10 protein-coding genes are annotated in these 12,494 nt (G+C 58.7%); 4 read left to right on the top strand and 6 right to left on the bottom strand.

The window, feature by feature from the left end:
* Positions 1-251 precede the first annotated feature (251 nt).
* The 4 genes from HYPMC_RS22490 to HYPMC_RS22475 form a co-directional block, all read right to left on the bottom strand.
* Positions 252-2,378 (bottom strand): PQQ-dependent dehydrogenase, methanol/ethanol family, encoded by a 2,127-nt coding sequence (locus HYPMC_RS22490; RefSeq protein ID WP_013950459.1) that lies wholly within the window; start codon positions 2,376-2,378, stop codon positions 252-254.
* A gap of 104 nt (positions 2,379-2,482) precedes the next feature.
* Positions 2,483-3,199, bottom strand: coding sequence for a c-type cytochrome (locus HYPMC_RS22485; protein ID WP_013950458.1), 717 nt, complete (start codon positions 3,197-3,199; stop codon positions 2,483-2,485).
* 627 nt (positions 3,200-3,826) lie between these two features.
* Positions 3,827-4,816: an Lrp/AsnC family transcriptional regulator gene (locus HYPMC_RS23500; protein WP_013950457.1), complete on the bottom strand. Its 990-nt coding sequence runs from the start codon at positions 4,814-4,816 to the stop codon at positions 3,827-3,829.
* A gap of 509 nt (positions 4,817-5,325) precedes the next feature.
* The gene (locus HYPMC_RS22475; RefSeq protein ID WP_013950456.1) at positions 5,326-5,847 is read right to left on the bottom strand and encodes a nucleoside deaminase; all 522 of its coding nucleotides are present in this window, start codon (positions 5,845-5,847) and stop codon (positions 5,326-5,328) included.
* 238 nt (positions 5,848-6,085) lie between these two features.
* Between HYPMC_RS22475 and HYPMC_RS22470 the strand changes: the two genes are divergently transcribed.
* Positions 6,086-7,327: a M20 family metallo-hydrolase gene (locus tag HYPMC_RS22470; RefSeq protein WP_013950455.1), complete on the top strand. Its 1,242-nt coding sequence runs from the start codon at positions 6,086-6,088 to the stop codon at positions 7,325-7,327.
* A gap of 7 nt (positions 7,328-7,334) precedes the next feature.
* On the opposite strand, the gene HYPMC_RS22465 is transcribed toward HYPMC_RS22470, so the two are convergent.
* Both HYPMC_RS22465 and HYPMC_RS22460 read right to left on the bottom strand, forming a co-directional pair.
* On the bottom strand, positions 7,335-7,667 hold the full coding sequence (locus HYPMC_RS22465) for a cytochrome c (protein ID WP_013950454.1): 333 nt from the start codon (positions 7,665-7,667) through the stop codon (positions 7,335-7,337).
* Positions 7,668-7,677: 10 nt separating this feature from the next.
* A complete protein-coding gene (locus HYPMC_RS22460; protein ID WP_013950453.1) occupies positions 7,678-8,916 on the bottom strand; it encodes a molybdopterin-dependent oxidoreductase in 1,239 nt (412 codons plus the stop codon).
* 310 nt (positions 8,917-9,226) lie between these two features.
* Here HYPMC_RS22460 and ahpC point away from each other — a divergent pair, with 310 nt between their 5' ends.
* The 3 genes from ahpC (at position 9,227) to HYPMC_RS22445 (ending at position 12,456) form a co-directional block, all read left to right on the top strand.
* The gene (gene ahpC, locus HYPMC_RS22455; protein ID WP_013950452.1) at positions 9,227-9,790 is read left to right on the top strand and encodes an alkyl hydroperoxide reductase subunit C; all 564 of its coding nucleotides are present in this window, start codon (positions 9,227-9,229) and stop codon (positions 9,788-9,790) included.
* 98 nt (positions 9,791-9,888) lie between these two features.
* Positions 9,889-11,469: an alkyl hydroperoxide reductase subunit F gene (gene ahpF / locus HYPMC_RS22450; RefSeq protein ID WP_013950451.1), complete on the top strand. Its 1,581-nt coding sequence runs from the start codon at positions 9,889-9,891 to the stop codon at positions 11,467-11,469.
* 24 nt (positions 11,470-11,493) lie between these two features.
* Entirely contained in the window at positions 11,494-12,456 is a 963-nt protein-coding gene (locus tag HYPMC_RS22445; protein ID WP_013950450.1) for a LysR substrate-binding domain-containing protein, read from the top strand.
* Positions 12,457-12,494: the final 38 nt, after the last annotated feature.

The following is a 12,494-nucleotide window of genomic DNA, read 5'->3' as shown; positions in this document are numbered from 1 at the left end:
TAGCCGACACCGATGAATTGGCCGCGGTGAGATCGGATTGCGCCAGCGCTCCCCGCCGCCGGCCGTAATGAGCATCGCACCCGCGGTAACCAAAACCAAAATAGGGCTTCTGGATCACATTATCACACGCCTGTGCACAATCGGGCTTAGCCTAAAATTGCGCTAGAATAAAAAAGCTCAGCGCTCCTCCAGGCATAAAAAAAGTCCGGGCACAGCAAGCTGTGTCCGGACCAGTCTTGGGGGTAGGGGAATTACTGTGCCGCGTTACCGGTGTCCTTATCGACGTTTGCGCGGTGAATGACGTAGGCTCGAATCGCAGCCGCATCGTCATGATTGAGCACCTTGGCGAATGACGCCATACCCGCATTCTGCAGACCACCCTTGAGCAGGATGTCGAACCAGGCATCATCCTTCAGGAAGCGCGAGGCGCGCAGATCGGGATTGACGCGACCGCTGACAACGCCGCCGCCATGGCAAACCGCACAGAACTGATCGAACAGTGCCTCACCTTTGGCAACCGTCTCCGGACTTGCCGTTTCCGGCGGCGGGTTGAGGACGAACTTCGATTCCGGCGGAAGCGGAGGCAGTTTCGCCGTGCCACCGACCTTGAACACCATCAGCCGACTGATGTTGCGGAGATTGCCGGATGCATTTGAGTTCACACCTTCCATCAGCGGATAGGCGCCGCCCCAGCCAACGAGAACCGCAACGTACTGCACGCCATCAACCGCATAAGTCATCGGCGGCGCGATTACGGCCGACTGCGTATCGAACAGCCAGAGCTGCTGCCCGTTGTCGGCGCGATAGGCGTTGATGTCACCCGCCGCGGTGCCCTGGAACACGAGGTTACCCGCAGTCGCCAGAGTGCCACCATTCCACGGCCCCCTATGCGGAACGCGCCAGGCTTCCTTCTGATTCACCGGATCCCACGCTTGGAGATAACCCTTCACCGGCTGGTCGGGAGAAGCGCCGGAGGCCGTCGCCAAGTTCCAGCCCTGGACCTGGGTCTTGTAGTTCTTATCCGGACCGTAGAACCAAGGAATTTCCTGCGTCGGGATGTACACGAAGCCCGTCTTCGGACTATACGACATCGCCTGCCAGCTATGCCCGCCGAGCGGTCCCGGCAGGATCGTCACCTGCTTGCCAGTTTGATCGTAGCGAACTTCCGGGTTCTCGATCGGACGGCCGGTCCGCATGTCGATCCCCTTCGCCCAGGTCTGGGGAATGAAGTTGTTTGCGGAAATCAGCTTACCGGTCTTGCGGTCCAGAACGTAGAAGAAGCCGTTCTTGTTAGCCTGCATCAGAACCTTGCGAGTCCGGCCGTAAATCTTGAGGTCGGCTTGCATCAGCTGCTGGACGGCGTCGTAATCCCATTCCTCGCCGGGCGTCACCTGATAATGCCAAACGTACTCACCCGTGTCGGCTTTCAGAGCGATGATCGAAGACACGAACAGATTGTCGCCTTCGCCGCGACTACGAACGGCGTGGTTCCATTCGAGTCCGTTGCCGGTGCCGAAATAGACGTAATTGAGTTCCGGATCGTAAGAGATCGCGTCCCAAACCGAGCCGCCACCGCCGACTTTCCACCACTCGCCGTCCCAGGTCTTCGCCGCCATTTCCATGGCTTTATTTTCGAACGGCTTCGAGGGATCGCCGGGAATGGTGTAGAAGCGCCAATCGAGCTTGCCCGTCTCGGCGTCATAAGCCGAGGTGTAACCACGGATGTGATATTCAGCGCCGCTCACGCCAAGGAACACGCGACCATTCGCGACGCGCGGAGCCTGTGTCAGCGTCATGGGCGCCTTGGGATCGACCGTCAGCACGCTCCAGACCGGCTTGCCGGTTTTTTCGTCGAGCGCGATCAGACGACCATCGAAGGTCGCGATATAGATCTTGCCGTTCCAGGCAGCGACACCACGGTTAACGAAATCGCAGCACCCATCGACACCCTTCGCTCGCGGCACCAGTGGATCGTATGACCAGAGCAGTGCACCTGTCTTGCCGTCATAGGCTTTGACGATGCTCCAGGCCGTCGAGACGAAAAGCTTGCCGTCGATTGCGAGCGGCGTCCCTTCCTGGCCACGATTGGTCTCAAGGTTTGCGTACCAGGCAAGACCGAGGTCTTTGGCGTTTTTGTCGTTGATGCCCTTGAGCGGGCTGAAGCGCTGCTCGCTATAGGTACGACCATAGGTCAGCCAGTCGCCCGGCGTTTTGTCGGCGTGGACGATGCGCGCCGTATTGACTTCAGCAGCCTGGACGTGTGCCGTCCATGGCAAAACCAGCGCTGACGTGGCGCATGCCGCCAAGACGGCGAGTGAGTGAAGGTTCTTGCGTGGCGTCTGAAACGCGATAGAAGCCGAAGATTGTTTCTCTGGCATTTAAGGTCTCTCCTGCGCAGGCCTGGATACCGGCGCGGTAAGTCCCGAATTCTGGGACGATGTGAAAATCCGACTGGGTGCAAAGAATCGGCGTTTGCGCGCGATCAAGGCTGGTTCGTGCCCAGATATGCTGCGACAGCGCGAAAATCCTCCGGCGTCAGGGAACCGACGATGCCGCGCATCTGCCCATCGAGATCGTTGTGCCTCATACCGGACGCGAACTCGACGAGCTGCTGCTGGATGTAGGGGGCCTGCTGGCCTGCAAGCTGCGGAGCGCCCGTCGATTGTCCATCCGGACCGTGACACGACGCGCACGCCGGAATCCCTTTGTCCGCATTGCCCTGATTGTAGAGCTTGGCGCCTGGACTGTTCGCGTCGCCTGATGGCGGCTTACCCAAACCCGGCTGCGCCGACCAAAAGGCGGCAAGGTCCGCCATATCCTGCGTGGAAAGCAGACGCGATATCTGGATCATGTCCCGCCAAGGACGATCGTCGTTCTTGAAATCCTGAAGCTGCTTGTAGATGGTCAGCGGATTCATGCCGGCAAGCGTCGGCATCAATCCAGCGTTGCTCAGTCCGGCGTGGCCGTGACACGCCTTGCATTGAATGGCGAGAGCCGCGCCGCGCGTTGCATCCCCGCTCTTGATGATGGCCAGCGTCTTGTCATCGAATGTAACAGTCGACGCTGGTCTACCGTCGGCATACGCCACACCGAAAACGACCGGCGTCGACACAGTAATGACGATCGCCGCCAACGCGGCCAGCCGCCTGAACTTGTGCCGGCCAGCATTGCCGTTCACAGGTTCCTGTTCGCACGTCATGATTGCTCCTACCTGCTCAATATTCCCGGCGCAGATGGATTTCGCTCTTCGAACGCTCCGATTTCGGTGCAGCAAACTTTGGGATGACGGCGGCACGAGCAAGCGACCTCAAAACGCCAAAATCCCCTCATGGTCAGCTGAACAGAAAACTCGGCACAACTCGCCGCACGAAAGCCTGAAATGCTTCCCTGAGATCCACCAGCGGGCCGAACGGTGCGAAGGTTCTGCCGAAGAACTTTAGAAGGCGGTCTCACAGCCTGGGAGCTTCCGGAATGTCCGCTCCGTGGCCGCGAGCTTAAGGTTCACTAGAGCACTGGACACGGATCAATCCGACTAAAGTCCATGACCCACATCAAGTATCGCGAGGGCGTGAACGTACGGTGCTAATATCGCCTACACTGCGTGACCCCACATTCGCTGCAAAAAAAGACAAAAAGCCCCGCAGGTTTGCGCTGCCTGATTTTCGACTTCCCGGCCTGTCGTTTCATCAGAACTAGCCGCGCAGAAGCACGAGATAGACGACAGAGCACATCGCTCCGACACGGGGCGAACAATTGTAACGCACGATCGGATTGCGCCAATCCCAGCGCAATCATCGCGCGCCACCGCCTCGCCGAAGAAGCCCGATTAACCCGCCTCGTCTCGGATCGGGGTGAGTCGCTTATAATAGAGTTCGCTGTAGATCGAGATCTCGAGGTTCGCAATGCCAGTCAGAGGCCGAACGTCTCGCTCGATTACGTCGAGCAGTTCGCGATCCGTCTGACAGATGAACTCCGATAGAATATCGAAGCGTCCTGCACAAATGACCACGTAGGTGGTGTTCGCAAGCCGCGTCAAAGCATCTGCCACATCGGTTGCCCGATGCCCCGCCGCAACGTTGATCGCGACCCAGGCCATCGACCGGAATTCTAGGCTCATCGGGTTGATCAGCGCAATGACATTGACGGTCCCCGTATCTGTCAGTTGTTTGAATCGCAGGCGCACCTGCCCTTCGGAAATATCGAGTTCATCGGCAATCTGCAAAAATGGCTTGCGCCCATCCTCGCTCAAAGAGCGAATGATACGCTCGTCGATCGCATCGATTGCACGCGGACGCACGCCAGCCTCGGCGACCACCTTATTTTTCACCGCCGCGAAATGTGCGAGCTGATAGTGGAAGCTCAGATAAGGCATCGCCTCGATTGAGCGGATGCCGGGTATTTTACCAACTTCGTTTTCGATCGTCGATTGAAGCGCCGAACGATCCTTGCATAGGACTTCGGCAAAGATCGAATAGCGCGACGTCGCAACAACGACATAGTCGATGCTCGGAATCTTCTGAAGTTCTTGCGCGATTTTAGTCGCCGGCTGATCCGGGTGGGTCGTGAGGCCCAAAAGCGCCGATGCGCCGTAACCCAGGAGCGCTGGATTGGTCACGGCGGTGATTTGCATGACGCGCTGCTCTATAAGATCAAGCACCCGGCTGCGCGCAGTTTTCTCGGTCACGCCAATCTCACGAGCAATGTGTGAGAACGGCATCCGCCCATCGGCCTGCAACAACGAAACGATCCGTCGATCGATATCGTCAAGTGACGCGACGAGCCGGAGATAATCCGGCGTCGTCATGTTTCGCTTCATTATTCCCCTCCGGTGCACGCCACCTGAAGGCGTGCTCTCAAATCTCTGTCAAATCCAATGCGGAGAGCGGGCCGCGACGAAACCGTGCATCCCCCGAACGTCCGCGCAAATACGAATTGCCATTGCTAAAATATGGTTTGCGACGAATTGCTGTTGTCGATAGGCTCCTATCAAAAGGGGTATCGCCCGAGAACTACAAAAAGCACTGAGTGAAAGCTTCGCTCAACGCTATAGGAAATAATCGCAAAGGCCGCCTCAAGGACAAATTCAGATTCCAGGCGCGGAACACCTAGCCAGGGACACGTTTCTCGATGCAGCACTTCGATCCGGAACTTGAAAGACGTATCAGGACCTTTGAAACCACACCCGACAACGACGCGACTTTCAAACCGCGCGATTGGTTTCTGCTCATCGCTCTTGGTATTGTATTTCCCGCAGCACTGCTCATCTGGGGATGGCAGCGGTAACGGCGCCCGCGCCCACTCTCCTGCCGAGACAGAAATGCGAACTCACTTGAAGAGGCGCATGGCCTCATTCGCGAGCACACCACCCGCAATATCGATCGGTGCGAACGGCGCTTTCGACGCCACATACTCTGACGAAATGTCGATCTGTTCAAGCTTGCTCGCAATCTGTTCGACGGATGCCGCGTAGACGAGGCGCCCGATCCCGCACCAGATGATCGCCCCCATGCACATGCAGCACGGTTCGCCCGAGGTATAAAGGGTGCTGCCCTTCAATTCCTCTGGTCCATGCGTGGCAAGAAAGGTCCGAATGGCAACCATTTCCCCATGCGCCGTCGGATCATGATCGATGCCTGTTCGGTTGTGACCGCGGGCCAGGACCTCGCCATTTTTGACGATGACAGCGCCGAACGGGAAGGCAGCCTCGGCAGCTTCCTGCAGCGCAATCTTCATGAATGTCCCATCCTGCGGCAGGACCGGGGCCATGCGCGCGCCCGCTTCACGCGAGAGCGCGATCGTCGAAGCGACGAGCGTTACCCCGCCTTTGAGAACCGTTCGCCGATGCATCTGACCACCTTCGAGATTTGAAATAGGGATATCGTCCCATTCTGCTCATTGAAGCTTGCGCGTCGATGACCTTCGCAGCGTAGAGCAAACGGAACGTGAACTCTTACGCCGGAAGAATTCAAGACTATCTCGGAAATCGGACATATCGAAGCGAGCACCAAATTGGTTTTGGCTTCTGGTCTCGACCTCGCTATGCGTCGGCACCAGACATGGACGAGCACATGGATTGCTAGCGACGATGCTGACCAATCTCAAAATCAACGCACGACGGCTGTGGGACAGCTTGATGGACACCGCCGCGTTCGGCGGCACGGAAAAAGGCGGCCTCAAGCGGCTGACGCTCACCGACGAGGACAAGCTTGTCCGTGACTGGTTCAAGACCCAGTGCGAAGCGCTAGGTTGTAAGGTCAGCATCGACGAGGTCGGCAACATGTTTGCGACCCGCAGCGGACGCGACGACAGTCTTCCGCCGATCGCTATGGGATCGCACCTCGACACCCAACCGACCGGCGGCAAATTCGACGGCATTCTCGGAGTTCTTGCCGCGCTCGAAGTCATGCGCACGCTGCACGAGCAGGATTACGAAACGAACGCCCCGATCGAGATCGTCAACTGGACGAACGAGGAAGGCTCGCGCTTTCCGCCAGCCATGCTTGCATCGGGTGTTTTTGCCAGCGTGTTCCCGACCGCGTACGCTTACGAACAAGTCGATCGCAATGGCGTGACGTTCCTGGAAGAGCTGGAGCGGATCGGCTACCGCGGGTCGATGAAAGCCGGCGACCACAAGCTGTCGGCTATGTTCGAGCTTCATATCGAACAAGGCCCGATCCTCGAAGCCGAAAAGAAAATGATCGGCATCGTCACCGGCGTGCAGGGCATGCGCTGGTATGAAGTCAACGTGCACGGCCAGGATGCGCACACGGGCGCCACGCCGATGTATCTTCGAAAGAACGCACTGCTCGGCGCCGCCCGTATCATCGAAGCCATCGACGCCATCGGCCAAAAGCATCAACCGGGCGTTGCAACCGTCGGATTGATCGAGAACAAGCCCAACAGCCGCAACGTCGTACCAGGCGAAGTCTTCCTGACAGTCGACATGCGCCACCCCGATGAAATTGCACTCGATGCGATGGAAGCGGATTTTAGAGCCGCACTTGAAACGGCCATCCCGGCGCTCGGGCTAACCTACGAAGAAAAGAAGATCTGGTCGTCACCCGCCGTGAAGTTTGCACCTGAGCTGATCGACTGTGTCCGTAGCGCGGCGGCGAAATCGAACTTTGGTATGCGCGACATGGTCTCCGGCGCCGGCCACGACGCCGCCTACATCGCCCGCGTCGCGCCGACCACGATGATTTTTGTGCCCTGCGAGGGCGGCATCAGTCACAATGAAGCTGAAGCAACAAGCCCGGAAGAATGCGCGGCAGGCGCCCAGGTTCTGCTCGACGCCGTGCTCGCATACGACCAGACGCTTGCAAAATGATCGGACCCTATTTGCCGGCCGAGGGATGGTTGCTCAGATAATCGACGATGGGTGCAACGTCCGCATCAGGGACGGGTGCCTTGTACACGTTGATCATCTTCTTCACGATCCCTTCCCACGTCGCCTTCGATAGACGCGGCTGGACCGTGACCATTCCGGCCGAATGACAGGTTAAACAGTTATTGTTGACAGGGTCCGCACCGGGACCTGAAAACATCCGCTCTCCCGTCGGCAAATCGAAGCTCTCCGACTTGAAGTCGAAACTGTCTTTGGCCTGCGCCGTCGCGCCAAGCAGCATGACGGCACTGAGAACGCCAAAAGTCTGCGCAAAGCGTTGCATGTCATTCTCCTCAAGCCGCAACGAGATCGACGGTCTCGATGACGTTGCGCATAAAGCCCGACGGATTCCAGTTCGGCTTATCCGGCTGTACCTCTCCATCAGTGTTGGTACAGCGAACCATGACGCTCAGCCGCTTGCCGGCATCGATTGACGCGATATTGGCGTTCCACTTTCGGAAGCCGTACTTTCCTTCGTCCGCGCCAAGTTGAGCCGCTTGCCAACTATGGCCGCCATCAACGGACGTTTCGACTTTGGCAACACCACAATCTCCTCCAAAGGCGATGCCGCGAACAGCATTCGGCGCAGATGCTTTGACGTTGGCGACCCGTGCGACATTGGTGAAAAACGAGCGCGGCACCATGCGATTGATCGGAACCATCTTCACGTCCTTCTCGCCCGGCTTGATGTTCGCGCCGGGCGTATCAGGGATGAGATAGGCCTTCTTCGTCCAGAAGTTCTCATCCGGCATGTCGAGAACTTCGATGTCCGCCAGCATCTTCATCCAATAGGTCGCGTACCATCCGGGCACGATGAGCCGCAGCGGAAAACCATTGAGGAAGGGCAGCGGTTCGCCATTCATGGCGTAAGCCACTATCACATCGTCATCGCGCGCATGATCGACCGATAGCGACTTCTTGAAATGCGGGCCGCCATCGATAACCGGGGTCTCAAGTCCGGCGAAGCGCACCTGTACGCTCCCAGCCTTCACCCCCGCCGAGTCGAGGAGATCCTTGAGACGGAAACCCGTCCATTTCGCATTGCCCATCGCGCCATTCGCCCATTGGGCGCCCGGCACACGCGGATCGAAGAGGCCGCGGGAGTTTCCGGAACACTGATTGACGGCGGCAAGCTCGACGCGAGGCAGTTTGCGAACGAGTTCGGATAGCGAAAGCGATAACTCGCGCTCGACGTTGCCATGCACTTTAAGACGGAACGTATCGACATCGACGCTTTCGGGGATGCCCGCCCAATGCCAGCGCACATAGAACTGATCGTTGGGAGTGAAGACGCCCTTATCGAATGTTTCCCACGGCGTCTCCAAAAGTGGCGGCCGCGTCCGCTGCAAGATCATCTTTCCCTTCTGCGGAAACCCAGTCGTCATCTCGCGCTCGCCGCCGCCACCGTAAAGCGGCAGATCAATCGCACCGGCCCACACAGGCGCCGCCATCAAAGCGGCACCTGCCGTGCCAGCGCCGCGCAAAAGCGCCCGCCGCGTCAGCGCGTGCTGATCAAAATCAAAGGACGACATGGACGATCTCCAACAAGAAAAACCGATTGCATTTCTCGTTGCTTGATGAAGACGAGATCGATCGTTTTCGTCCAACAGATCTCTTTGATCGTTTCAATCGCGGTGGCTTTTTGAAGCCGCAAAAACCGGCGCCGATGCCCCCTCTTTGCACGGCACAAAAAGGCCAATTCTGCGCCACATCAGCTCTATTGCGGCCATAGGCTGAAGCTATTGAAGTTGCGACATTTATCCAAATTTTCTATCGCCTGAAGATGCTTATATTGCATCGCGAAAGTTTCGCTTTCGCTGCAACCTACGACCAGGACAACAGATGTCTCTTATCAACACTGCGATCAAACCGTTCAAAGCCCAAGCGTACAAACAGGGCAAATTCGTCGAAGTCTCCGACGCCGACATCAAAGGCAAATGGGCTGTCTTCTTCTTCTATCCAGCCGACTTCACCTTCGTTTGCCCAACCGAACTCGGCGACCTCGCCGACCACTACGCCGAGTTGCAGAAGCTCAGCGTCGAAGTCTTCTCGGTTTCGACCGACACGCACTTCACGCATAAGGCTTGGCACGACAGCTCCGACACGATCGGCAAGATCAAGTACGCGATGATCGGCGACCCGACGGGTGCGATCACCCGCAACTTCGAAGTCATGCGCGAAGGCCAAGGCCTCGCCGACCGCGGCACCTTTATCGTCGATCCGAAGGGCATCATCCAGGCGATGGAAGTGACGGCCGAAGGTATCGGCCGCAACGCCGCCGACCTACTCCGCAAGGTCAAGGCCGCCCAGTACGTCGCTGCGCATCCGGGCGAGGTTTGCCCCGCGAAGTGGGAAGAGGGCCAGAAGACGCTGGCGCCTTCGCTCGAACTCGTCGGCAAGATTTAAGACGACCACGCCTGATGGCCTTCCCACTCCGGGAAGGCCATCGCGGCACCTCTATACACGCACGAACTCAGTCCCCGGACGACGAACAGGATAACGCCATGCTCGACGACGCACTCAAATCCCAGCTCAAAGGCTATTTGGAAAAGGTCGTTCGCCCGATCGAGATTCGCGCCGCAGTCGACGCCAGCGCCAAATCCATCGAGATGGTCAGCCTGTTGACCGACATCACCAACCTCTCCGACAAGATCACGCTGGTCGAAGAGCAGAACAGTCCCGATAGAACGCCATCGTTCGCGCTAACGACTCCTGGCCAGGAGATTAGCCTTCGTTTCGCAGGCATTCCGCTCGGACACGAATTCACATCGCTCGTATTGGCGCTGCTCCAGGTCGGCGGCCACCCGCCCCGCGTCGAGCAGGCCGTCATCGACCAAATCCGTGCGCTCGACGGCGACTTCAGTTTCGAGACCTACTTCTCGCTCTCGTGCCAGAACTGTCCCGATGTCGTTCAGGCACTGAACCTGATGGCCGTCCTCAATCCGCGCATCAAGCACGTCGCGATCGACGGCGGCGTCTTTCCTGAAGAAGTCGAAGCCCGCCAGATCATGTCGGTCCCAACCGTCTATCTGAACGGCGATGTATTCGGCCAGGGCCGCATGGACGCCGAACAGATCCTCGCCAAGCTCGACACTGGCGCAGCCGCGCGCAGTGCCGAGAAGATCAAGGCCCAGGAGCCGTTCGAGGTGCTGGTCGTCGGTGGCGGCCCGGCCGGCGCGGCCGCCGCTATTTACGCTGCTCGCAAAGGCATTCGCACCGGCATCGCCACCGAACGCTTCGGCGGCCAGGTTCTCGACACCGCTGCCATCGAGAACTTTATTTCCGTCCGTCACACCGAAGGCCCGCACCTCGCCGCCGCGCTCGAAGAGCACGTTAAGGAATACGACGTCGAGATCATGAACCTTCAGCGCGCTGAAAAGATTGTCCGCAAGGGCGAGTATCTTGAGGTCGAACTGGCGAACGGCGCAGCGCTGAAATCGAAATCCGTCATCCTCGCGACCGGCGCGCGCTGGCGACAGCTCGGCGTTCCGGGCGAAATGGAATACCGCAACAAGGGCGTCACCTACTGCCCGCACTGCGACGGTCCGCTGTTCAAAGGCAAGCGTGTTGCCGTAATCGGCGGCGGCAACTCGGGGGTCGAGGCGGCAATCGACCTCGCCGGCATCGTCGACCACGTCACACTGCTCGAACTGGACTTTAAGCTTCGCGCCGACGAGGTCCTGCAGCGCAAGCTCCGCAGCCTGCCGAACGTTGACATCATCACCGGCGCCAAGACGGCAAAAGTCGAAGGAGATGGCCAGAAGGTCGTCGGCATCGCCTACGAAAGCCGCTCGACGTCCGACAAGCGCGTGCTGCCGGTCGACGGCATCTTCATTCAGATCGGCCTGTTGCCGAACACGGAATGGCTGAAAGGCGCGCTCGAACTGACGCCGCACGGCGAAATCGTCGTCGACTCGCACAATCGCAGCTCGATGCCCGGCGTATTTGCCGCCGGCGACTGCACCACGACACCCTACAAGCAGATCGTCATCGCCCTCGGCGAAGGCGCCAAAGCCTCGCTTGCGGCCTTTGACCACCTTATCCGCATCTCGGCGCCGGACGAAAAAGAGGTCAAAGCCGCTTAAGCTGATCAAGGCCCTGAACAGAGTATGACACTTCGCGAGCTCGAATATCTGGTCGCACTCGCGAAGTATCGTCATTTCGGGCGTGCCGCCGAGGCGTGCCAGGTCAGCCAGCCGACGCTCTCAGCGCAAATCAAAAAGCTCGAGGACGAACTGGGCGTCGCCCTCGTCGAGCGCGACTCGCGCGGCGTCATCCTGACGTCCTACGGCCACGAAACCGCAACGAGGGCGCGGCAGATTTTAGTTGAAATCCAGCAGCTTAAGGAAAGCGTTCGGCAGAATCGGAACCCCGAGGCAGGCACCGTCCGCCTCGGCATCTTTCCCACGCTCGGCCCCTACCTGCTGCCTCATCTGGTGCCGCGCACCCGGAAGCGCTTCCCCGATCTGGAACTGCTCCTAATCGAGGAAAAAAGCTCTAACCTGCTATCGCGCCTGCGTGACGGTGAAATCGATGCCGCCATTCTCGCTTTGCCGATCAACGACAGCCAGCTGCGCACCGAGTTTCTGTTCGAGGAGCGTTTTCTGCTCGCGGTCTCAACCAGTCATCCGTTGGCGCGTCGAAACTCCATCGGCATCGACGAACTCGTCGATCACGACCTGATGCTGCTGGAGGACGGCCATTGCCTCCGCGATCACGCCCTTGAGGTTTGCCAATTTGCCGGCGCAAACGAGCGATCTTCGTTTCAGGCAACGAGCCTTGAGACTCTCCGGCAAATGGTGAGCGCCGACGTCGGCATCACGCTACTGCCGGAACTTGCGACCCTGAACCAGAGCGCACTCTCAAGCAGTATCCATCTGTTGACGTTCAGTGATTCCGAGCCGAGCCGCCAGATCGCCATGTGTTGGCGCAAAAGCTCAGCACGCGAACCACTCTTCCTGAGCCTCGCCGAGCTGTTCAAGACCTGCGCCAATCAAGTATTGCAGCGACCGGCCGTCTCGCAGACACGCGGCCAATCGCGCCCCGCAGCCCGTCGGAAAATCGCATCCTGACATCAGCAGCGCTGCCGTGCTTCGCTGCAACAGTCCCA

The sequence above is a fragment of the Hyphomicrobium sp. MC1 genome (genome assembly GCF_000253295.1).
GTDB lineage: Bacteria > Pseudomonadota > Alphaproteobacteria > Rhizobiales > Hyphomicrobiaceae > Hyphomicrobium_B.
This window is presented reverse-complemented; position numbering and strand designations above follow the sequence as displayed.